We start from the raw sequence: 22945 nt of genomic DNA, 5'->3' as shown, positions 1-22945 counted from the left end.
TCATCACAACTGTTTCACGCCCCTTTTCCCTTTTATTCTGCGACGGCTAAATTAGAACTCATCCGACCACATAACAATAATTTTATACTGGAAGAGACAATGCGCTATTCGTCGCTGTTTGCCCCTCTCGATCTGGGCTTTACCACTCTGAAAAACCGCGTGCTGATGGGCTCGATGCATACCGGCCTTGAGGAGCGTCCCGACGGCCCTGAACGTCTCGCGGCTTTCTACGCCGAACGCGCCCGTCACGGCGTAGCGCTGATTGTCACCGGCGGCGTGGCCCCAGCGCTCTCTGGCGTGACGATGGCGGGCGGTGCGGCGCTGTGCGATGCCAGCCAGCTGCCGCATCATCAGTTGGTCACCGGCGCGGTACATCAGGAGGGCGGCAAAATCGCCCTGCAGATCCTGCACACCGGGCGCTACAGCTATCAGCCGCAGCTGGTGGCTCCCTCCGCTATTCGGGCACCTATCAACCGCTTTACGCCCCATGCTCTGACCCATGATGAGATCCTGGCCCTGATCGAAGATTTCGCCCGCTGCGCCCTGCTTGCACGCGAGGCGGGCTACGATGGGGTGGAGATCATGGGGTCAGAGGGGTATCTGATTAACGAGTTTCTCGCGGCCAGAACCAACCAGCGCGAGGATGAGTGGGGAGGTAATTACACCCGCCGAATGCGTTTTGCGACCGAGGTGGTACGCACCGTACGGCAGCGCGTGGGCAGCGATTTTATTATTATCTACCGCCTGTCGATGCTCGATTTAGTCGAGGACGGCGGCACCTTCGAGGAGACAGTGCAGCTGGCAAAAGCCGTGGAGGCCGTAGGCGCAACCCTCATCAACACCGGGATTGGCTGGCACGAGGCGCGCATTCCCACCATCGCCACGCCGGTGCCGCGTGCCGCCTTTAGCTGGGTGACGCGCAAGCTGAAGGGCCACGTTTCGGTGCCGCTGATCACCACCAACCGGATTAACGATCCCGGCGTTGCCGACGAGGTGCTGGCGCGCGGCGATGCGGATATGGTGTCGATGGCCCGCCCCTTCCTAGCCGATGCCGAGATCCTGTCGAAGGCGCAGAGCGGTCGCGAGGCGGAGATCAATACCTGCATCGGCTGCAACCAGGCCTGCCTCGATCGGATTTTTGTCGGCGAGGTGACCTCCTGCCTCGTCAATCCCCGCGCCTGTCACGAGACGCTGATGCCGATCGTTCCGGCAGTAAAAGCGAAAAAGCTGGCGGTGGTCGGCGCAGGCCCTGCGGGTCTGGCCTTTGCGGTGAACGCTGCCCAGCGCGGCCATCAGGTGACGCTGTTCGATGCGGGAGCGGAGATCGGCGGCCAGTTCAATATCGCCAAGCAGATCCCCGGCAAAGAGGAGTTCTATGAAACCCTGCGCTACTACCGGCGGATGATCGATATCACCGGCGTCCGTTTGCAGCTCAACCGGCTGGTGGTCGCAGAGGATCTTATCGACTTTGACGAAACGATCCTCGCCTGCGGCATTGAGCCACGGATCCCGCCGATCGAGGGGATCGATCATCCGAAGGTGCTGACCTACCTGGCGGTGCTGCGCGACAAGATGCCGGTGGGTGCGAAGGTGGCGATCATCGGCTGCGGCGGCATCGGTTTCGATACTGCCATGTACCTGAGCCAGCCGGGAGAGCCATCCAGCCAGAACATTGCCGAGTTTTGCGTTGAGTGGGGAATCGATACCAGCTTACGGCAGGTGGGCGGCCTGCGTCCCGAGGGGGCGCTCCAGCCTAAAAGTCCGAGGCAGATTGTGATGCTTCAGCGTAAGCCAGGCAAACCCGGCGAGGGGCTGGGGAAGACCACCGGCTGGATCCACCGCGCCACGCTGCTGTCGCGTGGGGTGAAGATGATCCCGGCGGTGAGCTACCAGAAGGTCGACGACGAAGGGCTGCACGTCACGATCAACGGTGAACCGCAGCTGCTGGCGGTGGATCACGTGGTGCTCTGTGCGGGTCAGGAGCCGCGTCGGGATCTGGCCGATCCGCTGCGTGCGGCAGGAAAAACGGTGCATCTGATTGGCGGCTGCGACGTGGCGATGGAGCTGGACGCCCGCCGCGCCATCGCCCAGGGAACAACGTTAGCGTTAGCGATTTAACATACGCCCGGTGGCGCTACGCTTACCGGGCCTACAAAATCACGACCACTCCGCCGGAATGGGAATTAACGCCTGCGCGCCAGCTTCACCGCCTTCAGCACCACAAACTTGTTGTTAGTCGCGACGGTAGCGCAGTTACCAAAGATCTTCTTCAGCTTGTGGAAGTAGTCGAGGTGACGGTTGGCAACAATATACAGCTCGCCGTTGGTTTTCAGGCAGCGACGAGCATGGTGGAACATCTCCCAGGCGATATTGTCCGTCAGGGCATGCTTCTGGTGGAACGGCGGGTTGCAGAACACCGCGTTGAAGCGGTACGGCTCTACGCCGGAGAGCGCGTTGTTGATCATGAACTCGCAGCGCTCCTGCGCTTCAGGCATGTTGGTCTCAACGTTCAGGCGGCTGGAGGCCACCGCCATCGGCGACTCATCAACAAACACCACCTGCGCCTCGGGGTTCTTCTCCAGCAGGGTCAGGCCAATCACGCCGTTACCGCAGCCGAGATCGACAATCTCCCCCTCCAGGTTTTCCGGCAGGTGCTGGAGGAAGAAGCGCGCGCCTATATCCAGCCCGGTACGGGAGAAGACGTTGGCGTGGTTATGGATAGTCCACGGCGTGCCGTCCAGCTTCCAGCTCAGGGTTTCCGGCACATCGTTTAGCGCAGGCGCGTTAAAGGTGCAGTTCACCAGTCGCGCCTTTTTCCACGCCAGCGTGGTGGTGGTCGGACCGAGGACCTTCTCAAACAGCTCCAGCGTAGAGGTGTGGATATCGCGGGCCTTGGTGCCAGCGATAATCCGCGTCTCTGGCGTCACAACCTGACGCAAAGCGCGCAGCTGCTGCTCCAGCAGCGCGAGGGTTTTCGGGATCTTGATCAGCACCACGCCCGGGGCGGCCGGATAAGCGGCCGTGCTGTCGAGGAAGGTGACGCTGCCCTCATCCAGCTCGTTGTGGCGCAGGTTCTCCCGGGTCGCCAGCTCACTTAGGTAAGAGTCGCCAATGCTGAAAGGCGTATGCTCCACCAGCGCACAGGCTAGCGCACCAAAGTGATCGTTAAAAATCAGGACCGGGCCGCTGATTTCGGTTTCGTCCAGCTGCTGCAGCAGATACTCATCGGCCGCTTCCCACGCCTGCAGCGGGTTGACGTCGTCCGTTTCCGGAAAACGCTTTAAGTTTAGTGAACGGAAACCGTTGTCTGAATGGCTCATCGGCCCTCCTGGATGGTAAAATTCGGTGTTCTCCCCTGAGCGGGGGCGTGAGTATACCCTTTTTTAACTCTTATCGCGGGGCAATATTGAGCAATCTTCTCTATCTTCAGGGCTATCCGGAAAATCTGCTGGCCCAGGTGCAGTCGCTTATTGCGCAAAACCGTCTCGGTGAGGTGCTGGAGAAGCGCTATCCGGGCCAGCACAGCGTCACCACCGACAAGGCGCTCTATAGCTATATTCAGGATCTCAAAAGCGAGTTCCTGCGCAACGCGCCGCCGATCAACAAGGTGGCCTACGACAACAAGATCCACGTTCTGAAGAACGCCCTCGGCCTGCATACCGCCGTCTCCCGGGTACAGGGCGGCAAGCTGAAGGCCAAGGCGGAGATCCGCATCGCCACCGTGTTTCGCAGTGCGCCGGAGCCGTTCTTGCGCATGATCGCCGTCCACGAGCTGGCGCACTTGAAGGAGAAGGAACATGACAAAGCCTTCTATCAGCTCTGCTGCTATATGGAGCCGCAGTACCACCAGCTGGAGTTCGACACCCGTCTCTGGCTGACCCACCGCTCGCTTAGCGATTTTGCGCAATAGCGCACTCGTTTTGTCATCCTGACATGCTACATTGGGCAGACTGTCCCCGATGGAGCATAAAGGATTTATGATACGTTTCGCAGTCGTTGGCACCAACTGGATCACCCGCCAGTTCGTTGATGCCGCCCATGAGACCGGCAAGCTGAAGCTGACCGGCGTTTACTCCCGCAGCCTTGAGCAGGCCGAGCACTTTGCCAGCGATTATCCCGTCGAGCACCTCTTTACCTCTCTCGACGCCCTGGCCCAGAGTGACGCTATCGATGCGGTCTATGTCGCCAGCCCGAACTCCCTGCACTTCCCGCAGACCGAGCTTTTTTTGCGCCATAAAAAGCATGTGATCTGCGAGAAGCCGCTGGCCTCGAACCTGCAGGAGGCCGAGGCAGCCATCGCGGTCGCACGGGCAAACGGCGTGGTGCTGTTTGAAGCCTTTAAGACCGGCGCGCTGCCCAACTTCCAGCTGGTGCAGCAGTCGCTGCCGAAGGTAGGCAGGCTGCGGAAGGTATTCTTTAACTACTGCCAGTACTCCTCGCGCTATCCGCGCTACCTCAACGGTGAGAATCCTAATACCTTCAATCCGGCCTTCTCTAACGGCTCGATCATGGATATCGGCTTCTACTGCCTGGCGTCGGCGGTCGCACTGTGGGGCGAGCCGCAGAGCGTGCAGGCTACCGCCAGCCTGCTGCCGAGCGGCGTTGACGGTCACGGCGTGGCGGTGCTGAACTATGGCGACTTCAGCGTGACCCTACAGCACTCGAAGGTCAGCGACTCCTCGCTGGCAAGCGAGATTCAGGGGGAAGAGGGTGCGCTGGTCATCGATCACCTTTCCGAGTGCCAGCGGGTATCGTTTGTGCCACGCGGCGGTAAGCCGCAGGAGATCACCCAGCCACAGCATATCAACACCATGCTTTATGAAGCGGAGCGGTTTGCTCAACTGGTGGATGAGAACGCGGTTAACCACGCGGGCCTTGAGGTGAGCCGCATTACGGCGAAATTGCTTACCGAGATCCGTCGCCAGACCGGCGTAGTGTTTCCCGCAGATGACGCAGCCCGGCTCGACCTACCGGCGTAAAGGTATGTAAAACCAGAGGGGGCAGACGTTGACGCCCTCTCAGCTCTGACATATTTTGTTACTAGCAAAGGGGAGTAACTTCTTCGCCGGCAGGTCGTCATTACGATGCGTTTACGCATCCGGTCGCCGGGCATCCTGAAAAGGGTGTAAGTGAGACCTTGCCGAAAGGCGGGTCCCTGTGCATCTAAAACAAGCGGCTGCCGTCTTTCGACGTTGGCCGTTTTTGTTTTTACTGCAAGGAACTCTCTATGAATAGTGTCGGCACACCGCTCCTGTGGGGCGGATTCGCTGTAGTCGTTGTGATCATGCTGGCTATCGACCTTCTGCTTCATGGCCGTCGTGGCACTCATACCATGACCATGAAACAGGCGGCCGGTTGGTCGATCCTGTGGGTCACCCTCTCGCTGCTGTTTAACGCTGCCTTCTGGTGGTATCTCGCCTCTACCGAAGGCCGGGCGGTGGCCGATCCACAGGCGCTCGCCTTCCTCACCGGCTACCTAATTGAAAAGGCGCTGGCGGTGGATAACGTCTTTGTCTGGCTGATGCTGTTCAGCTACTTCTCAATCCCGCCTGCTCTACAACGCCGGGTGCTGATCTATGGCGTACTGGGCGCGATTGTGCTGCGTACCATCATGATCTTCGCCGGTAGCTGGCTGATCTCCCAGTTCGAGTGGCTGCTCTACGTCTTCGGTGCCTTCCTGCTCTTTACCGGGGTCAAAATGGCGCTGGCGAAAGAGGACGAGGCCGGGATTGGCGACAAGCCGATGGTACGCTGGCTGCGCGGCCATCTGCGCATGACCGATACCATTGAGAACGAGCACTTCTTCGTGCGACACAACGGCCTGCTGTATGCCACGCCGCTGCTGCTGGTGCTGATCCTCGTCGAGCTGAGCGACGTGATCTTCGCGGTCGATAGCATCCCGGCGATCTTTGCCGTCACCACCGACCCGTTTATCGTGCTGACCTCGAACCTGTTCGCGATCCTTGGCCTGCGTGCGATGTACTTCCTGCTGGCAGGCGTGGCGGAGCGTTTTGCGATGCTGAAGTATGGTCTGTCGGTGATCCTGGTGTTTATCGGTATCAAAATGCTGATTGTCGATTTCTACCACATCCCAATCGCCATCTCACTGGGCGTAGTAGGTGGGATCCTGGCGGTGACCCTGCTGATTAACGCCTGGGTTAACCATCAGAACGACAAGAAGCAGCGACTCTCATAATGATTACGCCGGGCGGCGTGAGCGCCGCCCGGAAAAATGTAAATACTTAGTTAAAAAATATGACGCAACACGTAAAATCCAGCACGTTGCACTTCCCCTCGATAGTTCTTTCCATATACTCAACCAGGCAAACATTCAGTTACATCCGGACATAAACGTGACATAGAGCACATTCCGGCTGGAACGCAATTTCACTTAAGGAACTATCATGGCTACACAACCGTCTGGCCTGCTCAAGCATATTATGCAGGGCAGTCTTGTTAAACAGATCCTTGTCGGGCTGGTGCTCGGTATTCTGCTTGCGTGGCTCTCCAAGCCCGCGGCGATTGCCGTGGGTCTGCTGGGTACTCTCTTTGTAGGCGCATTGAAGGCCGTCGCGCCGGTGCTGGTCCTGATGCTGGTGATGGCCTCTATCGCCAACCACCAGCACGGGCAGAAAACCAGTATTCGCCCTATTCTGTTTCTCTATCTGCTGGGCACCTTCTCCGCCGCGCTAACGGCGGTGGTGTTCAGCTTCCTGTTCCCTTCAACGCTGCATCTGGTTACCGGCGCAACGGAGATTACGCCGCCGTCAGGCATCGTTGAGGTGCTGCGCGGTCTGCTGATGAGCATGGTCTCTAACCCGATCGATGCTCTGCTGAACGCCAACTACATCGGCATTCTGGTCTGGGCCGTCGGTTTGGGCTTTGCCCTACGCCACGGTAACGAGACGACCAAAAATCTGCTGAATGATGTCTCCAGCGCGGTAACCTTTATCGTACAGCTGGTGATCCGTTTCGCCCCAATCGGTATCTTCGGCCTGGTTGCCTCTACTCTCGCCACTACCGGTTTTGACACCCTGTTTGGCTATGCCCAGCTGCTGGTCGTCCTGATCGGCTGCATGCTGCTGGTCGCGCTGGTCATCAACCCGCTGCTGGTGTTCTGGAAGATCCGCCGCAACCCCTATCCGCTGGTGTTTACCTGCCTGCGCGAGAGCGGGGTCTACGCCTTCTTTACCCGCAGCTCGGCGGCCAACATTCCGGTTAACATGGCGCTGTGCGAAAAGCTAAACCTGGATCGCGACACCTACTCCGTCTCCGTGCCGCTGGGTGCAACCATTAACATGGCAGGCGCGGCGATCACCATCACGGTACTGACCCTGGCGGCGGTTCATACTCTGGGTATTCCGGTGGATCTGCCTACGGCACTGCTGCTGAGCGTGGTGGCCTCCCTGTGCGCCTGCGGTGCTTCCGGCGTGGCGGGTGGCTCGCTGCTGCTGATCCCGCTGGCCTGTAATATGTTCGGTATCCCGAACGATATCGCCATGCAGGTAGTGGCGGTAGGCTTTATCATTGGTGTGCTGCAGGACTCCTGCGAGACGGCGCTGAACTCCTCTACCGACGTGCTCTTTACCGCTGCGGCCTGTATGGCGGAAGACGAGCGCCTGGCGAAAAACGCCCTGCGTAGCTAATAGAAAAGCCCGGTGGCGGCTACGCCTTACCGGGCTCACAGGGTTCCGTAGGTCGGGTAAGCGTTAGCGCCACCCGACACCACGCTTACAGCGTAACGCCGCTTTTGAAGATCGCCAGCTCGCGGAACTCGTTGCGCTCGTTGCAGGTCTGTTTGCCGTTAGCGATCTCAACAATGGTGTCCACGAACTCAGTCAGCACCTGCGGCATCAGTTTGCCGTGGATCAGCTGACCGGCGTCGAAGTCGATCCAGTGCTTTTTCTTCGCTGCCAGCTCGCTGTTGGTGGCGATTTTCACCGTCGGCACAAAGCCGCCGTATGGCGTACCGCGACCGGTGGAGAAGAGCACCATATGGCAGCCTGCCCCGGCCAGGGCGCTGGTGGCAACGGCATCGTTACCCGGCGCGCTCAGCAGATTCAGCCCGTGGGTTTTCAGACGCTCGCCGTAGCGCAGCACGTCAACCACCTGGCTGGCCCCCGCTTTCTGGGTACAGCCCAGCGACTTCTCTTCCAGAGTTGTAATGCCACCCGCTTTGTTACCCGGCGATGGGTTCTCGTAGATCGGCTGGTTGTGGGCGATAAAGTACTGTTTGAAGTCGTTCACCATGGTGACGGTTTTTTCAAACGTGGACTCATCGCGGCAGTGGCTCATCAGGATCTGCTCTGCGCCAAACATCTCCGGCACCTCGGTCAGCACGGTAGTGCCACCGTTGCCGATCACGTAGTCCGAGAAGCGACCCAGCATCGGGTTGGCGGTGATGCCGGAGAGGCCATCAGAGCCGCCGCACTCGAGGCCAAACTTCAGCTCGCTCAGCTTGCCCGGTTCGCGTTTATCGTTACGCATCGCGTTATAGAGCTGGTGCATATGCTCAAGGCCCGCTTCCACTTCGTCTTCCTGGTGTTGGCAGACCATAAAGTGGACGCGGTCCGGGTCGAAGTCGCCCAGCGTTTCGCGGAAGGCATCAACCTGGTTGTTCTCGCAGCCGAGGCCAATCACCAGCACCGCACCCGCATTCGGATGACGCACCATGTTTTGCAGCATGGTGCGGGTGTTGACGTGGTCATCCCCGAGCTGGGAGCAGCCGTAGGTGTGGCTGAACAGGAAGACGCCGTCGGTGCCTTCAGCATTCTGCGTCTCTTTTAAGAAACGGGTCTGGATCTGGCGGGCAATGCCGTTGACGCAGCCAACGGTTGGCAGGATCCACAGCTCATTGCGGATACCTACCTCACCGTTAGCCCGACGGTAGATCTCAACGTCGCGATCCGCCGCCTGCGCCTGCACAGCCTGAAGATCGGGTTGATAGCTGTACTCGTCCAGATCGCTCAGATTGGTGCGCGCATTGTGAGAGTGAATGTATTCACCCTCCGCGATATCTGCCGTGGCATGACCAATAGGCAGACCGTATTTCACCACGTTTTGCCCCTGCGGGATGGCCTGCAGAGCAAACTTGTGCCCGCGTCCCACCGGCTGGCGCAGCCGTACGGTGTGGTTATCGACAGAAATTTCCGCGCCTTCCGCCAGGTCAGCCAGCGCGACTGCGACGTTATCTAGCGAATGGATCTTGATGTATTGCATATCAACCTCAAACGGCCTTAGTTCAGTTCAATCGCGAAGTAATCACGCGCATTGTTAAAGCAGATATTTCTCACCATCTCGCCCAGCAGCTGGATATCTGCCGGAGCTTCCCCGGCGGCAACCCAGCGGCCAATCATCTGGCACAGGATGCGGCGGAAATACTCGTGACGGGTATAGGAGAGGAAGCTGCGGCTGTCGGTCAGCATCCCGACGAAGCGGCTTAACAGGCCAAGCTGTGCCAGCTGGGTCATCTGACGCTCCATGCCATCTTTCTGGTCGTTAAACCACCAGCCGGAGCCGAACTGCATTTTGCCCGGCATACCTTCACCCTGGAAGTTACCGATCATGGTGCCCAGCACTTCGTTATCGCGCGGGTTCAGGCAGTAAAGAATGGTTTTCGGCAGCAGGTTCTCTTCGTTCTGCTTGCTCAGCAGCTTAGAGAGCTCTTCCGCCAGCGGACGGTCGTTGATGGAGTCGAAGCCCACGTCCGGCCCCAGCAGTTTGAATTGGCGCAGGTTGTTATTACGCAGTGCGCCAATGTGGTACTGCTGTACCCATTCGCGGCGGGCATACTCTGCGCCCAGCCAGACCAGCACGGCGGTCTTAAACTGCGCGACTTCGCGCTCGCTCAGGGTCTCACCTGCCAGACGACGGGCAAGGATGCTATCCAGCTCGGCTTCGCTCGCTTCGGCAAACAGCACAACGTCCAGCGCATGGTCAGAGACTTTACAGCCGTGGGCAGCAAAGTGATCCAGACGCTTAGTCAGCGCGGTCTGCAGATCGCCAAAGCGGCGGATATCGGTATCAGAGACTTCACCCAGCTTCGCCATGTAGTCGTTAAAGGTCGCCAGCTCGATGTTGAACGCCTTATCCGGACGCCAGCTCGGCAGCACTTTGATGCTGAAGGAGGTGTCTTTAGCCACGCTGGCATGGTGCTCAAGGGAGTCGATCGGATCGTCAGTGGTGCCGACCATCTTCACATTCATCTGCTGCATGATGCCGCGCGCGGAGAATTTATCCTGAGCCAGCAGCGCGTTGCCCTGCTCCCAGATCTCATCGGCGGTCGCCGGAGAGAGCAGCTTACCTGTAATACCAAACGGGCGGCGCAGCTCGAGGTGCGTCCAGTGGTATAACGGGTTGCCAATAGTGTGCGGCACGGTGGCTGCCCAGGCGTCAAACTTTTCACGGTCAGAGGCGTCGCCGGTACACAGGCGCTCAGGCACGCCGTTAGTGCGCATCGCACGCCACTTATAGTGATCGCCTTTTAACCAGATGTCATACAGGTTTTTGAAACGGTAGTTGTCCGCAATCTGCTGCGGCGGCAGGTGGCAATGATAGTCGAAAATCGGCTGATCTTTCGCGTAATCATGGTACAGACGGCGAGCAAATTCGGTATCCAGCAGGAAATCTTCGGTCATAAAAGCGGTCATTATCGTCTTCCTCTAAACGAGAGCGTTAGATGCGTACGTTCAATGCTGACAAAGTTATCACACCAATTTCTATAGACCGAAGATATTTTCGTGAGTTAGATCAATAAACGCTGACAAAAAATTTACCCTCAAGGGGGTAAATTGGACGCCAGCCCGCGCCAGCTCTGGCTTTGCTGGCGGGGAATAATGACCACACAGAGAAAAGCACTTTTGTGATGTCACTCACCTTTTAAAGTTGTATGACAAGTTATCTTTCTGCCGTCGCAGAACATACACCGACGGAATGCATTACAGGTGATTTATCACTCACTTTACCGGTACGGATACCGATTTGTGCACGCACACTGATGGCAAGGTCCGGGCCGTTTCGGGAGTTACTCCCGGCTACGCCCCCCGTTACACCTCCCCCGGCTCGATCCGGAGGAGGGGCCGCCCAAGGCGGAAATAACATAACGATGAGGTTTTACATGCGTAAAATTAAAGGGTTACGTTGGTACATGATAGCGCTGGTGACGCTGGGCACCGTGCTGGGCTACCTGACACGTAATACCATAGCCGCGGCTGCGCCAACGCTAATGGAAGAGTTGCACATCTCCACGCAGCAGTACTCTTATATCATCGCGGCCTACTCTGCCGCCTACACCATCATGCAGCCGGTTGCAGGCTATGTGCTGGATATTCTGGGTACCAAAGTGGGCTACGCCGTCTTCGCCGTGACCTGGGCGATCTTCTGCGGTGCGACAGCGCTGGCAGGCAGCTGGGGTGGTTTAGCGCTGGCACGTGGTGCAGTCGGTGCCGCTGAAGCCGCCATGATCCCGGCCGGACTGAAAGCTGCGTCCGAGTGGTTCCCGGCGAAAGAGCGTTCTATCGCTGTGGGCTACTTCAACGTCGGCTCCTCTATTGGTGCAATGATTGCGCCGCCGCTGGTGGTGTGGGCAATCGTCATGCACAGCTGGCAGCTGGCCTTCATCATCTCCGGCGTGCTGAGCTTCGCCTGGGCGATGGCCTGGCTGATCTTCTACAAACACCCGCGCGATCAGAAAAAATTAACCGAAGAAGAGCGTGGCTATATTATTGGCGGTCAGGAAGCACAGCACCAGACCAACAACGGTAAGAAGATGTCCGTCTGGCAGATTCTGGGCACCCGTCAGTTCTGGGGTATCGCCCTGCCACGTTTCCTGGCAGAGCCAGCCTGGGGTACCTTCAACGCCTGGATCCCGCTGTTCATGTTTAAAGTCTACGGCTTTAACCTGAAAGAGATCGCCATGTTTGCCTGGATGCCCATGCTGTTCGCGGACCTCGGCTGTATCGTTGGGGGTTATCTGCCGCCGCTGTTCCAGCGCTGGTTTGGCGTGAACCTGATCGTCTCCCGTAAAATGGTGGTGACCATGGGGGCAGTGCTGATGATCGGCCCAGGCATGATCGGCCTGTTCACCAGCCCGTACGTCGCTATCGCCCTGCTGTGCGTCGGCGGTTTTGCTCACCAGTCCCTGTCTGGTGCGCTGATCACCCTCTCCTCTGACGTATTTGGCCGTAACGAAGTGGCTACCGCCAACGGTCTGACCGGTATGGCGGCCTGGACGGCGAGCACCATGTTTGCGCTGGTGGTCGGTGCGCTGGCTGACACCATCGGCTTCAGCCCGCTGTTCGCCGTGCTGGCGGTGTTCGACGTGCTGGGGGCTATCGTTATCTGGACCGTGCTGAAGAGCAAGTCGGCGGCGGAACTCGAAGAAGAGAAGCGAGCCGTCGGTGGTCCTGCTACTCAGCACTAGCAAATTCAGTAAGGCGTCATGCATTTGACACCAAGCCGCCCGCACTATTCGGGCGGCTTTTTCGTTACTGGTATGGTGGGAATTTAGGAAAAGTGGTATAACAAATCTATCTATCCTGTCTCGCCTGGAGCACAAATGGAAATCACCGAATCACGCCGTTTATATCAGCAGCTGGCCGCTGAGCTAAAGAGCCGCATTGAGGACGGCGTGTACATTGTTGGTGACAAACTGCCCGCCGAGCGCTTTATCGCCGATGAGAAGAGCGTTAGCCGCACGGTAGTGCGCGAAGCGATCATCATGCTGGAGGTTGAGGGCTACGTTGAGGTACGCAAAGGCTCTGGTATCCATGTCATCTCCAACCAGGCGAAGTATCAGCAGATCCCCGACGAATCCATGGAGTTTGCCAACTACGGCCCGTTCGAGCTATTACAGGCCCGTCAGCTGATCGAGAGCAATATTGCTGAGTTTGCCGCTACCCAGGTGACCAAGCAGGACATCATGAAGCTGATGGAGATCCAGGACAAGGCGCGCCAGGAGAAGTGCTTCCGCGACTCTGAGTGGGATCTCCAGTTCCACGTTCAGGTGGCGCTGGCCACGCAGAATACTGCCCTGGCAGCAATCGTGGAAAAAATGTGGACTCAGCGGACGCACAACCCGTACTGGAAAAAACTGCACGATCACATCGATGCGCGTACGGTGGATAACTGGTGCGACGATCATGACCAGATCCTTAAGGCGCTGATTCGTAAGGATCCACATGCGGCCAAGCTGGCAATGTGGCAGCACCTCGAGAACACCAAGCTGATGCTGTTTAATGAAACCAGCGATGACTTTGAGTTTAACGCTGACCGCTATCTGTTTGCGGAAAACCCGGTGGTCCACCTCGATACCGCAGCAAGCGCGGTGAAATAGCACTCTTCCCGTTACAGCGTAGGTGCAGATGCGCCTGCGCTGTCCAATCAATGACATAAGGCGGTCAGAAACCGTATAGAGTGTCAGCCTTTGTAAATACCTTTGTCACCCCCCTCCCCGGCAAGCAAAATCAATTCCTAAAATACGTATTTTCAGTGACGCAGATCTCTGGCGTTTGTTACAATTAGATGCAATTTCTCTCCAGCGGCGTTAACCCCGATATTCGTTAACCGATGTACCAGGAACACTGAATGGAACTACTTACCCAGTTACTGAACGCTTTATGGCACCAGGATTTCGAAACGCTGGCGAATCCTTCCATGATCGGCATGCTCTATTTTGTTTTGTTTATGATTCTGTTTCTGGAAAACGGCCTGCTGCCAGCGGCATTTTTACCGGGTGATAGCCTGCTGGTGCTGGTAGGCGTACTGATTGCGAAGGGGGCGATGGGCTACCCGCAAACCATTCTGCTGCTGACCGCTGCCGCCAGCCTCGGCTGCTGGGTGAGCTATATACAGGGGCGATGGCTGGGCAACACGCGCATCGTGCAGAACTGGCTGTCACACCTGCCTGCGCACTACCACCAGCGGGCGCACCATATGTTCCATAAGCACGGACTCTCTGCGCTGCTGGTTGGCCGCTTTATTGCCTTTGTGCGTACGCTGCTGCCAACGATTGCCGGTCTCTCCGGCCTGAACAATACCCGCTTTCAGTTCTTTAACTGGATGAGCGGCCTGCTGTGGGTCGTGATCCTCACCACCTTTGGTTATCTGCTGGGCAAGACGCCCGTGTTTCTTAAATATGAAGATGCGCTAATGTCCTGTCTGATGCTGCTGCCGGTGGTTCTGCTGGTAGTGGGGCTGGTTGGCTCGCTGTTCGTTTTATGGAAGAAAAAATATGGAAATCGGCAGTAATCCACGCTCGCGACGCGCACTGATGCACCAGTGCGCCTTTGCGCTGGCAACCATTATGCTCTTTACCCTGCTCTTCTCTGCCTGGGCTACGCTGCAGCAGCGGGAGTCAACGCTGGCCATTCGCCCGAGTAATCAGAGCGTCAGCGTGCCGGATGGCTTCTCCGTCTGGCATCACCTTGACGCCAACGGTATCCGCTTTAAAAGTATTACGCCGAAAAATGACACCCTGGTGATTACCTTTGATTCCAGCGCGCAAAGCGCGGCGGCGAAAGTGGTCTTAGACCGTACCCTGCCGCAGGGATATATCATTGCCCTTCAGGACGACGACGACCAGACCTCCGCATGGCTCACCCGCCTGCGGGATACCCCTCACCGTCTGGGCTAACCTTCTACTAATCCGAATCTTTTCACTTACTTTGGTGATCTTCGCGTTTACTTACTATGCTTGAGTAGACGGGAACAGTGTCACTCTTTTACTGACTGCATTATCGGCATTTCATGGTGATATGCCGCTTAAACAAGGGAAAGTTATAAGAATGAGATACCGCATCGTACTGGCGTTAAGCCTTTTTTCTTTGAGCGCCGCTTCGCAGGCCGTATCGCTTTGCCAGGAGAAAGAACAGGATATCCTGCGCGAAATTAGCTACGCCGAGAAGCATAACAATCAGCGCCGCGTTGATGGTCTGAATAAGGCGCTTACGGAAGTAAAAGCCAACTGCACTGACAGCAAGCTGCGCGCAGACCACCAGAAAAAAATTGCTGAACAGAAGGAAGAGGTTGCTGAACGCCAGCAGGATCTGACTGAAGCACAGCAAAAAGGCGATGCGGATAAAGTGACCAAACGTGAACACAAGCTGAGAGAGGCGCAGGAAGAGCTGCGTACGCTTGAGGCCCGTGATTATTAAAGGAAGTTACCACTCGCTCACTGGAGAGAACTATGTCTAAGTCTAAAGATACTACTGCCGATCATCTGCGCGCTGAGTTGAAATCCCTGACGGATACCCTGGAAGAGGTGTTAAGCAACTCCGGGGACAAATCGAAAGAAGAGCTGAGTAAGCTGCGTTCCAAAGCAGAACGTGCTCTGCACGAAAGCCGTTATCGCCTGGGTGAAACCAGCGATGTTATTGCCAAGCAAACCCGTGAAGCCGCCACGCGCGCCGATGAATACGTGCGCGAGAACCCGTGGACTGGTGTAGGGATTGCAGCTGCCGCCGGTGTGGTGCTGGGCGTGCTGCTGACGCGTCGCTGATTATGGCTGACTTACGTCAAACAAGCGGGCCAGGAAAAAGCGTCCTGGGTATTGGGCAACGCATTATGACCATCCTTGTTGAGATGGTCGAAACGCGTTTGCGTCTGGTCGTGGTGGAACTGGAAGAAGAGAAAGCAAACGTCATCCAGATGCTCCTGATGTTGGGGCTCACCATGCTGCTGGCCGCCTTTGGCCTGATGAGCTTGATGGTCCTCATCATCTGGGCTATCGACCCTCAATACCGTCTTAACGCGATGATTGCTACCACTGTGGTTCTGCTGGTAGGCGCCATCATCGGCGGTTTCTGGACGCTGCATAAGGCTCGACAATCAACATTCCTGCGCCATACGCGCGGTGAGCTGGCTAACGATCGTTCTCTGCTGGAGGAGGATAAAAAGTGAGCAGTAGTAAAGCGGAGCGTCTCAAACGCAAAGCGATGCTGCTAAGCCAGATCCAGCAGCAGCGCCTCGATCTCACCGCCAGCCGTCGCGACTGGCTGGAGACGACGGGCGCTTACGATCGCGGCTGGAATACTTTTCTTAGTATGCGATCGTGGCTGCTGGTGGGCAGCAGTCTGATGGCGGTGCGTACCGTTCGTCACCCCAACATGCTGCTGCGCTGGGCGAAGCGCGGGTTTGCCGCGTGGAGCACCTGGCGTCTGGTGCAGTCCACCATCAAGCAGCAACGCCTGCGTTAATCACCATTATGCACCGGTCCACGCAGTGTGTAGGCCGGTGCAAGCGTAGCGCCGCCCGGCGTGAGCGCATAGTTATCCCTCAGATTATTTGACGAAGATTAACAGTTTTCCTTGCTAACAATCCCTCCCCGCCACGTTTATTATCCTCTCCATCGACAGCGAACAGGCAGCAACTGCCCGCCAGCACTGAAAAAATGACATTAGCGGCCCCTGCGGCTTCATGGAGAGTAAAATGAAAAAATTAGAAGATGTTGGTATTCTGGTAGCGCGTATTCTGATGCCAATCCTGTTTATTACCGCTGGCTGGGGCAAAATTACCGGTTACGCAGGCACCCAGCAGTATATGGAAGCGATGGGCGTGCCCGGCTTCATGCTGCCGCTGGTTATCCTGCTTGAGTTCGGCGGCGGTCTGGCAATTCTGTTTGGTTTCCTGACCCGCACCACCGCGCTGATCACCGCAGTCTTTACGCTGCTCACCGCCTTCCTGTTCCACAGCAACTTTGCGGAAGGCGTGAACTCCATCATGTTCATGAAAAACCTGACCATCGCGGGCGGCTTCCTGCTGCTGGGTATTACCGGTCCGGGTGCATTTAGCATCGACCGCGTGCTGAATAAAAAGTGGTAAGGCTTCTATACTGATAGCAATTCAAGGCGGGGAGAGCCCTCTCTTCCCGCTTAACCTTTTTCCAGCAGTAAGGAGATCACCATGGGACAGCTTATTGACGGCATCTGGCATGACGTCTGGTACGATACGAAGTCAACCGGCGGACGCTTTAAACGCTCGGAGTCCGCGTACCGTAACTGGCTGACCGCAGACGGCGAAGCAGGCCCAACGGGCGAAGGCGGTTTTGCACCAGCGAAAGATCGCTATCATCTCTACGTTTCTCTCGCCTGCCCGTGGGCGCACCGGACGCTGATCCTCCGCGCCCTGAAAGGCCTTGAGCCGTTTATCGACGTGTCGGTGGTTAACCCGCTGATGCTCGAGAGTGGCTGGACCTTTGATGATGACTTCCCCGCCGCCACCGGCGACAAGCTCTATCAGCACGATTTTCTCTATCAGCTCTATCTCCACGCCGACCCGCACTATACCGGGCGCGTCACCGTGCCGGTGCTATGGGATAAGAAAAACCACACCATCGTCAGCAATGAGTCTGCGGATATTATTCGCATGTTCAATACCGCCTTTGACGCGCACGGTGCGAAAGCGGGTGACTACTATCCGCCAGCGCTGCGGGGGCAGATTGATGAGCTGAACAGCTGGATCTACGATAATGTGAATAACGGCGTCTACAAAGCCGGGTTCGCGACCAGCCAGGAAGCCTACGACGAAGCGGTAGAGAACGTATTCTCTTCTCTGTCACGGCTGGAGCAGATCCTTGGCCAGCACCGCTACCTGACCGGCAATCACCTGACGGAAGCGGATATTCGCCTGTGGACGACGCTGGTACGCTTTGATCCGGTCTACGTTACGCACTTCAAGTGCGATAAGCACCGGATCAGCGACTACCTGAACCTGTACGGCTTTCTGCGTGATATCTACCAGATGCCGGGCATTGCTGAAACCGTCGACTTTGCCCACATTCGCAACCACTACTACCGCAGCCATAAGACCATCAACCCGACGGGGATTATCTCCATCGGACCGTGGCAGGATCTGGATGAGCCGCACGGGCGCGATACCCGTTTCGGCTAAGCTATCAGGGCACCTTCAGGGTGCCTTTTTTATTGCCTGGTTCCCGGCAAAAAGCTTGGGGATCTCCCGCAGGCACCAGGCCTTCGCCTCGCCCATGCTGTCGCGCCGCCAGGCCATAATGATATCCACCTCGCTGGTGGATTCTGGGCTGACCACCCGCAGACGCCCTTCGGCGATATCCTGCTCTACCAGCGGGTAAGGCATGGTGGCTACGCCTAGCCCGGCCAGCAGCGCGTTGCGCTTATCCTCCAGGCTGCTCACCGTCAGGCGCGGCTGCTTGTCCAACAGCTGTACGGTAAGCACCGGGCGTTCGCGGGCGGTATCGGCTACCGCCACGCCGCGATATTTTACCCGCGTTACCTCTGAGAGCGGCTCCGGCTCCTGGTGAATGGGATGATCCGGCGCGGCGACGTAGACGTTGAGGAGCGTGTAGAGCTTGCGCGAGTTGATCTCTGACGACGAGCGGAAGTGCATATCCGGGGCGATAACGATATCCGCCCGCCCCTGCTCCAGACGCTCCCACGCCCCCGCCAGCACTTCGGTAATAATGGAGAGCTGGGTATTGGCTTTCGTCGCCAGCCTCTCCACCAGCGGGAAAAAGGAGGGCGTTGGCACCAGCGCTTCGCTCACCAGCGTCAGGTGCGTCTCCCAGCCCCGGGCCAGCGCTTCGGCGTCGGTGGTGAGCTTGTCGGCGGCCTCCAGCAGCACGCGTCCTCGCTCCAGCAGCATCCGCCCGACGTTAGTAAATTTCGTCCGGTGTCCGGAACGGTCGAAGAGCACCACGTCCAGCTCTTCCTCCAGCTTCTGCATGGTATAGCTCAGCGCGGAAGGCACCCGGCCCAGCTCATCCGCCGCGGCGGCAAAGCTGCCGCGCCTGTCGATGGCGTCCATGACGCGTAATGCTTCGAGCGTCAACGCTCTCTCTTTAGCCATTTCGTTCTCATTCAGGAAATTTGAACATACCGGGCAGAATATCTGGCTAACAATGCAGCGTCCATACCTTTACCATTGATTTAGTGTAAAGAGAGGTCAGAATTATGATTACTACCAGAACAGCCAAACAGTGCGGACAGGCAGATTTCGGATGGCTGCAGGCCCGTTACACCTTCTCCTTTGGACACTACTTTGATCCTAAACTGCTGGGTTACGCCTCCCTGCGAGTGCTGAATCAGGAGGTCCTCGCTCCCGGAGCCTCATTCCAGCCGCGTACCTATCCTAAGGTAGATATTCTTAACCTGATCCTCGAGGGTGAAGCTGAGTACCGTGACAGCGATGGTCACCATGTGCAGGTGAAAGCGGGAGAAGCGCTGCTGATAGCGACCCAGCCGGGGATCAGCTATAGCGAGCACAATCTGAGCAAAGATAAATCTCTGACGCGGATGCAGCTCTGGCTGGACGCCTGCCCGGAGCGGGAGAACCCGCCGGTGCAAAAAATTGCCATCGCGGGCAAACAGCAGCTGCTGGCCTCCCCTGACGGAAACGATGAAAGCTTACAGCTCCGCCAGCAGGTTTGGCTGCACCATATTGAGCTGGAGAAGGGTGAACAGCTCAGTTTCCAGCTGCATGGCCCCCGCGCTTACCTGCAGTCGATTCATGGCAGATTCCATGCTCTGACGCCGCAGGAGGAGCAGAAGGCGCTGACCTGCGGCGACGGGGCGTTTATTCGCGACGAGGCGCATATCACGCTGGTGGCGGATACGCCGCTGCGGGCGCTGCTGGTTGATTTGCCTGTGTGACCCTGAAACGCCGGGCGGCGGCTTCGCCTGACCCGGCCTACGGTTTCAGACCTTATGCGCCATAATATCGATGATCTGCCGGTCGGTTGCCTGCATAGCATGGCAGGCCAGCGCACAGAGGTTTGCGATCGATTGCTCGACGTCGTGCGCCACAATCCCCTCGTTGCCAGTTACCGCAGTCTCATCCAACGCCATCAGCACGGCTTTCCACGCTGACGAGACGCTGGTCGATACCTTCATCGCGCAGCTGTTAGATGCGCCATCGCAGATCATCCCGCTGACGTCCCCGATCATGCTGCTGATAGCTCTGGCGAGGGTGTCATAGCGTCCGTCCATCAGCCACGCCATTCCTGCCGCCGCTCCCATGGCCGCCGTCGTCGCGGCGCAGAGCGCTGACAGACGCGGGAGCTGGCTGTGGATGTAGATCGCGCTGAGATGGGAGAGCATCAGCGCCCGGGCCAGCCGCTCGTCGCCCTCACCCAAAAACTCTGCAACCACCACAATCGGCAGCGTGGCGGCGATCCCCTGGTTGCCGGAACCTGAGTTGCTCATCGCCGGCAGAGCTGCGCCGCCCATTCGCGCATCCGAGGCGGCGCTGGTACGGATCACGATTGCCGAAGCGAGATCCTTTGCCAGCAGGCCGCGATCGCACTGCTTTTGCAGCGTGGTACCGATGTGCAGGCCCCACTCCTGCGCCAATCCCTCCCGCGAGAGCGCATCGTTAATGCGGCCCGCATCAAGAATGAAGCGGATACGCTCAAACGGGGCCTGCTCAATGAAGGCCAAAATGTCGCGCAGCGTGGTCCGTGACAGCACGGTCAGTGGATCCTCGCAGTGCTCTTCCACTTCACTGCTGCGCTGGAAAACCGTCTCGCCCTGCTTTTCGATCCTTACGATGCGGGTATGATCGCCCTCGATCGTCACGCTAGCATGGCCGTCCGCCGTAGAAACGCAGGCGCGGGCATAGAGGATCTCACTGCACGGCTCCTGTAGCCTGACGCATACTCGCCCCTCGGCAAGCATCGCTTTGGCATCCGCTATCGCCTGTGGCGACGCGGCTTTAAGCACCTCCAGCCCGGCGGTGGCATCACCTCCGAGCGCGCCGAGGGCGGCGGCAATCGGCAGCCCCACCATGCCCGTTCCCGGCACGGTCACGCCCATCCCGTTTTTCAGTAAGTTAGGTGAGACCCAGCACTCCACGCGTTCGATCTTGCCGGAGAGCTGCGCGCGAGCAGTGGCGCTGGCCAACGCCAGCGCAACCGGTTCGGTACAGCCCAGCGCGGGTTTAACCTCCTGGCGTACGATCTGAATAAACCGATCCCATTCCGGGTTCCATTTTGCATCTGACATAATAGCGTCCATCTGTTTCATGAGATTAATAGCATCAGGCGAAGGCCAGCAGCGGTGAAATACAGAGCAGCAGACCGGTGATAATAATGATCTTCAACGACAGGCCTTTGTATTTGTGCAGGGCGGGCACCTTATAGACCAGCCAGGCGGGAATTAAGCAGCCGATCAGGCCGAATATAGGGCTACAGATAGAGGTGAAGCTCAGCACCGGGGCATTAAGCACAATGGCGCTCCAGGCCAGCAAAATAGCGAAGATCATGATCCCGCCCTGGATATACTTCTCGTCAAACTGCCGGGTCGGAAATTTACGCCGCAGCAGGTTCATGACGATGCCCTGGGTCGCCTCACGAAAGCCGAGATAAACGCCAAAGAAGGCGGTCATCACGGCAAAGATATTTAAGATAACGCTAACTACTTTTACCCAACCTGCACCCTCGCCGCTAATAAACTGCGCGGCAATGGCCAGCGCGGAGATATTTTGCTCATAGGCTTTCACCGCTTCATCGTGGCCCATAGCCAGGGTGAATGAGACGGCGTAGAAAAAGACGGTAACAAACAGAATGGCAAAAGCGATATTCATCGCCCGCAGGGCTTTATAGCGAGCAACCTCGACGGACTTCTCTTTGGCGCGGTAGGAGATCACCATTGGGCTGAGGGTCTGGATAAAAAGAATGGAGGTCAGGGTAAAGGGCAGCGTAATGATCGCGTTCTTAATCAGCAGACCTGCGGGCGGGAGCGTCCCGGCATTGTAGAGGTGCCAGAGCCCCACCATGCTCAGCCCCAACGCCGCGACCACCAGCAGCTTGGTCAGCACCATCAGGCTCGAGACCTTAAACAGCAGCTTCTCGCCGCGCGAGGAGATAGCGACCAGAATGCAGATTAGCACCAAGCCATAGAATGGGTTATCGGAGAGCAGTCCTTCGGTAACGCCAAAGGTGTGCAGGTAGGAGGCGCTGTCGTTGGTGATGGCGGTAGAGTAGACGAACATCCAGATCACCAGCATAACAAAATAGAGCACGCCTAATAAGACGCCCCAATTTTTACCTAAATAGCCGCTAATGACACTGGGATAATCTTTGCACTCCGGCGACTCCGCCAGCGTATTAATAAATAGTCGCTGGAAGAGATACATTGCCGGGTAGCCAATAATAGAGGAGAGCAGAAACACCCACAGCCCCATTAGCCCCACCTGCACCGGTAGAAAAACAATTCCCGCGCCGATGGCCATGCCGATACTCATAATGACCCAGCCCGTGTCGGTGCTGTCGAATTTAATGGCTTCGCGCCATGCCTGCTCCGTCATCCCTGCCTTTCGGGCCGCCGCAGATGTGCCTTGCATCACATCAATATTATTCGTGCTCATAACATTCTCGCTTATTAATGTAGGGACAGATTTTATTATCGCTGCCGCTAATAGCGCGGCTATATTGGTATCGATTAATCCTAATCAGGAAGCGGGAGAAAAACTTCGCTATTGCGTAACGTGAAGGGGAGAGCGAGAGAAACCACCGCTGCGCTTCCATATGAATAAATAAAAATATTCTAACGCGGGTGTATGTGTGAAAGGGATCACGCAGAATAACTTACCGTAAAAAACAAAAAACCCCGCCGAGGCGGGGTTCTGTGTAAAGAGTGAAACTGACCGATAAGCCGGGTTCTGTCGTGGACAGTCATTCATCTAGGCCAGCAATCGCTCACTGGCTCAAGCAGCCTACCCGGGTTCAGTACGGGCCGTACCTTATGAACCCCTATTTGGCCTTGCTCCGGGTGGAGTTTACCGTGCCACGGACTGTTACCAGCCGCGCGGTGCGCTCTTACCGCACCCTTTCACCCTTACCTGATCCCACTTGCGTGGGCCATCGGCGGTTTGCTCTCTGTTGCACTGGTCGTGGGCTGTGACACCCCCCAGGCGTTACCTGGCACCTTGCCCTATGGAGCCCGGACTTTCCTCCCCTCCGCCCGTCTCCCCCGAA

At 57.4% G+C, this 22945-nt stretch carries 22 protein-coding genes and 1 other RNA gene; 16 read left to right on the top strand and 7 right to left on the bottom strand.

What is annotated here, in order from left to right:
* Positions 1-99: 99 nt before the first annotated feature.
* Positions 100-2118, top strand: a complete 2019-nt coding sequence (locus RTP97_RS12515) for an NADPH-dependent 2,4-dienoyl-CoA reductase (RefSeq protein WP_312414006.1) — start codon at positions 100-102, stop codon at positions 2116-2118.
* 65 nt (positions 2119-2183) lie between these two features.
* Here RTP97_RS12515 and rlmG read toward each other — a convergent pair whose 3' ends face one another.
* On the bottom strand, positions 2184-3320 hold the full coding sequence (rlmG, locus tag RTP97_RS12510; protein WP_312414003.1) for a 23S rRNA (guanine(1835)-N(2))-methyltransferase RlmG: 1137 nt from the start codon (positions 3318-3320) through the stop codon (positions 2184-2186).
* Positions 3321-3406: 86 nt separating this feature from the next.
* Here rlmG and RTP97_RS12505 point away from each other — a divergent pair, with 86 nt between their 5' ends.
* The 4 genes from RTP97_RS12505 to sstT all read left to right on the top strand — a co-directional run bounded on the left by RTP97_RS12505 (position 3407) and on the right by sstT (position 7646).
* Entirely contained in the window at positions 3407-3910 is a 504-nt protein-coding gene (locus tag RTP97_RS12505; RefSeq protein ID WP_268109169.1) for a YgjP-like metallopeptidase domain-containing protein, read from the top strand.
* Between the two features lie 67 nt (positions 3911-3977).
* A complete protein-coding gene (locus RTP97_RS12500) occupies positions 3978-4979 on the top strand; it encodes a Gfo/Idh/MocA family oxidoreductase (protein ID WP_312414000.1) in 1002 nt (333 codons plus the stop codon).
* Positions 4980-5227: 248 nt separating this feature from the next.
* Positions 5228-6196, top strand: coding sequence for a TerC family protein (locus RTP97_RS12495; RefSeq protein WP_103821292.1), 969 nt, complete (start codon positions 5228-5230; stop codon positions 6194-6196).
* Positions 6197-6404: 208 nt separating this feature from the next.
* Entirely contained in the window at positions 6405-7646 is a 1242-nt protein-coding gene (sstT, locus tag RTP97_RS12490) for a serine/threonine transporter SstT (protein ID WP_312413998.1), read from the top strand.
* Positions 7647-7731: 85 nt separating this feature from the next.
* Here sstT and RTP97_RS12485 read toward each other — a convergent pair whose 3' ends face one another.
* On the bottom strand, positions 7732-9219 hold the full coding sequence (locus RTP97_RS12485) for an altronate dehydratase family protein (protein WP_312413996.1): 1488 nt from the start codon (positions 9217-9219) through the stop codon (positions 7732-7734).
* A gap of 17 nt (positions 9220-9236) precedes the next feature.
* Entirely contained in the window at positions 9237-10649 is a 1413-nt protein-coding gene (uxaC, locus tag RTP97_RS12480; RefSeq protein ID WP_312413995.1) for a glucuronate isomerase, read from the bottom strand.
* A gap of 467 nt (positions 10650-11116) precedes the next feature.
* Here uxaC and RTP97_RS12475 point away from each other — a divergent pair, with 467 nt between their 5' ends.
* The 10 genes from RTP97_RS12475 (at position 11117) to RTP97_RS12430 (ending at position 17886) form a co-directional block, all read left to right on the top strand.
* Complete coding sequence (locus RTP97_RS12475) at positions 11117-12421, top strand: MFS transporter (protein WP_312228773.1); 1305 nt, start codon at positions 11117-11119, stop codon at positions 12419-12421.
* Positions 12422-12556: 135 nt separating this feature from the next.
* Entirely contained in the window at positions 12557-13333 is a 777-nt protein-coding gene (gene exuR, locus RTP97_RS12470) for a transcriptional regulator ExuR (protein ID WP_312413994.1), read from the top strand.
* Between the two features lie 251 nt (positions 13334-13584).
* Positions 13585-14247, top strand: coding sequence for a DedA family general envelope maintenance protein YqjA (yqjA, locus tag RTP97_RS12465; protein ID WP_312413992.1), 663 nt, complete (start codon positions 13585-13587; stop codon positions 14245-14247).
* Between the two features lie 22 nt (positions 14248-14269).
* Positions 14270-14632 carry an EnvZ/OmpR regulon moderator MzrA gene (gene mzrA / locus RTP97_RS12460; protein WP_312414122.1) on the top strand — a complete coding sequence of 121 codons (363 nt, stop codon included), beginning with the start codon at positions 14270-14272 and terminating at the stop codon, positions 14630-14632.
* A gap of 151 nt (positions 14633-14783) precedes the next feature.
* Positions 14784-15152: a DUF1090 domain-containing protein gene (locus RTP97_RS12455; protein WP_312413990.1), complete on the top strand. Its 369-nt coding sequence runs from the start codon at positions 14784-14786 to the stop codon at positions 15150-15152.
* Positions 15153-15184: 32 nt separating this feature from the next.
* Entirely contained in the window at positions 15185-15496 is a 312-nt protein-coding gene (locus tag RTP97_RS12450) for a YqjD family protein (protein ID WP_312413987.1), read from the top strand.
* Positions 15497-15498: 2 nt separating this feature from the next.
* Positions 15499-15897 (top strand): phage holin family protein, encoded by a 399-nt coding sequence (locus RTP97_RS12445; RefSeq protein WP_312212032.1) that lies wholly within the window; start codon positions 15499-15501, stop codon positions 15895-15897.
* A 35-nt stretch (positions 15898-15932) separates the two neighbouring features.
* Complete coding sequence (locus RTP97_RS12440; RefSeq protein WP_103821416.1) at positions 15933-16193, top strand: YqjK-like family protein; 261 nt, start codon at positions 15933-15935, stop codon at positions 16191-16193.
* A 232-nt stretch (positions 16194-16425) separates the two neighbouring features.
* A complete protein-coding gene (locus tag RTP97_RS12435; RefSeq protein ID WP_312413984.1) occupies positions 16426-16818 on the top strand; it encodes a DoxX family protein in 393 nt (130 codons plus the stop codon).
* Positions 16819-16899: 81 nt separating this feature from the next.
* Positions 16900-17886 carry a glutathione S-transferase family protein gene (locus RTP97_RS12430; RefSeq protein ID WP_312413981.1) on the top strand — a complete coding sequence of 329 codons (987 nt, stop codon included), beginning with the start codon at positions 16900-16902 and terminating at the stop codon, positions 17884-17886.
* A gap of 15 nt (positions 17887-17901) precedes the next feature.
* On the opposite strand, the gene RTP97_RS12425 is transcribed toward RTP97_RS12430, so the two are convergent.
* The gene (locus RTP97_RS12425; RefSeq protein WP_312413978.1) at positions 17902-18819 is read right to left on the bottom strand and encodes a LysR family transcriptional regulator; all 918 of its coding nucleotides are present in this window, start codon (positions 18817-18819) and stop codon (positions 17902-17904) included.
* 104 nt (positions 18820-18923) lie between these two features.
* On the opposite strand from RTP97_RS12425, the gene RTP97_RS12420 reads away from it, so the two are divergent.
* The gene (locus RTP97_RS12420; RefSeq protein ID WP_312413974.1) at positions 18924-19622 is read left to right on the top strand and encodes a pirin family protein; all 699 of its coding nucleotides are present in this window, start codon (positions 18924-18926) and stop codon (positions 19620-19622) included.
* A 45-nt stretch (positions 19623-19667) separates the two neighbouring features.
* Here RTP97_RS12420 and RTP97_RS12415 read toward each other — a convergent pair whose 3' ends face one another.
* The 3 genes from RTP97_RS12415 to rnpB all read right to left on the bottom strand — a co-directional run.
* Positions 19668-20972: a serine dehydratase subunit alpha family protein gene (locus tag RTP97_RS12415; RefSeq protein WP_312413973.1), complete on the bottom strand. Its 1305-nt coding sequence runs from the start codon at positions 20970-20972 to the stop codon at positions 19668-19670.
* A 34-nt stretch (positions 20973-21006) separates the two neighbouring features.
* The gene (locus RTP97_RS12410) at positions 21007-22335 is read right to left on the bottom strand and encodes a hypothetical protein (protein WP_312413971.1); all 1329 of its coding nucleotides are present in this window, start codon (positions 22333-22335) and stop codon (positions 21007-21009) included.
* 267 nt (positions 22336-22602) lie between these two features.
* Positions 22603-22945: RNase P RNA component class A (rnpB, locus tag RTP97_RS12405), an RNA gene on the bottom strand; the annotation flags it as partial.

This window comes from Pseudescherichia sp. (assembly GCF_031998825.1).
In the GTDB taxonomy this organism is placed as follows: Bacteria; Pseudomonadota; Gammaproteobacteria; order Enterobacterales; family Enterobacteriaceae; genus Pseudescherichia.
Note: the sequence above shows the minus strand (reverse complement) of the source record. Positions and strands in the feature narration are given on the sequence as shown.

Bases quoted from the DNA above. Each gene is read 5' to 3' on its own strand.
- RTP97_RS12430 (WP_312413981.1), top strand. From the start codon at position 16,900: ATGGGACAGCTTATTGACGGCATCTGGCATGACGTCTGGTACGATACG.
- RTP97_RS12420 (WP_312413974.1), top strand. From the start codon at position 18,924: ATGATTACTACCAGAACAGCCAAACAGTGCGGACAGGCAGATTTCGGA.
- RTP97_RS12445 (WP_312212032.1), top strand. From the start codon at position 15,499: ATGGCTGACTTACGTCAAACAAGCGGGCCAGGAAAAAGCGTCCTGGGT.
- RTP97_RS12435 (WP_312413984.1), top strand. From the start codon at position 16,426: ATGAAAAAATTAGAAGATGTTGGTATTCTGGTAGCGCGTATTCTGATG.
- RTP97_RS12500 (WP_312414000.1), top strand. From the start codon at position 3,978: ATGATACGTTTCGCAGTCGTTGGCACCAACTGGATCACCCGCCAGTTC.
- rlmG (WP_312414003.1), bottom strand. From the start codon at position 3,320: ATGAGCCATTCAGACAACGGTTTCCGTTCACTAAACTTAAAGCGTTTT.
- RTP97_RS12515 (WP_312414006.1), top strand. From the start codon at position 100: ATGCGCTATTCGTCGCTGTTTGCCCCTCTCGATCTGGGCTTTACCACT.
- RTP97_RS12495 (WP_103821292.1), top strand. From the start codon at position 5,228: ATGAATAGTGTCGGCACACCGCTCCTGTGGGGCGGATTCGCTGTAGTC.
- RTP97_RS12415 (WP_312413973.1), bottom strand. From the start codon at position 20,972: ATGTCAGATGCAAAATGGAACCCGGAATGGGATCGGTTTATTCAGATC.
- RTP97_RS12440 (WP_103821416.1), top strand. From the start codon at position 15,933: ATGCTGCTAAGCCAGATCCAGCAGCAGCGCCTCGATCTCACCGCCAGC.
- RTP97_RS12475 (WP_312228773.1), top strand. From the start codon at position 11,117: ATGCGTAAAATTAAAGGGTTACGTTGGTACATGATAGCGCTGGTGACG.
- exuR (WP_312413994.1), top strand. From the start codon at position 12,557: ATGGAAATCACCGAATCACGCCGTTTATATCAGCAGCTGGCCGCTGAG.
- RTP97_RS12485 (WP_312413996.1), bottom strand. From the start codon at position 9,219: ATGCAATACATCAAGATCCATTCGCTAGATAACGTCGCAGTCGCGCTG.
- uxaC (WP_312413995.1), bottom strand. From the start codon at position 10,649: ATGACCGCTTTTATGACCGAAGATTTCCTGCTGGATACCGAATTTGCT.
- mzrA (WP_312414122.1), top strand. From the start codon at position 14,270: ATGCACCAGTGCGCCTTTGCGCTGGCAACCATTATGCTCTTTACCCTG.
- RTP97_RS12410 (WP_312413971.1), bottom strand. From the start codon at position 22,335: ATGAGCACGAATAATATTGATGTGATGCAAGGCACATCTGCGGCGGCC.
- yqjA (WP_312413992.1), top strand. From the start codon at position 13,585: ATGGAACTACTTACCCAGTTACTGAACGCTTTATGGCACCAGGATTTC.
- RTP97_RS12455 (WP_312413990.1), top strand. From the start codon at position 14,784: ATGAGATACCGCATCGTACTGGCGTTAAGCCTTTTTTCTTTGAGCGCC.
- sstT (WP_312413998.1), top strand. From the start codon at position 6,405: ATGGCTACACAACCGTCTGGCCTGCTCAAGCATATTATGCAGGGCAGT.
- RTP97_RS12425 (WP_312413978.1), bottom strand. From the start codon at position 18,819: ATGGCTAAAGAGAGAGCGTTGACGCTCGAAGCATTACGCGTCATGGAC.
- RTP97_RS12450 (WP_312413987.1), top strand. From the start codon at position 15,185: ATGTCTAAGTCTAAAGATACTACTGCCGATCATCTGCGCGCTGAGTTG.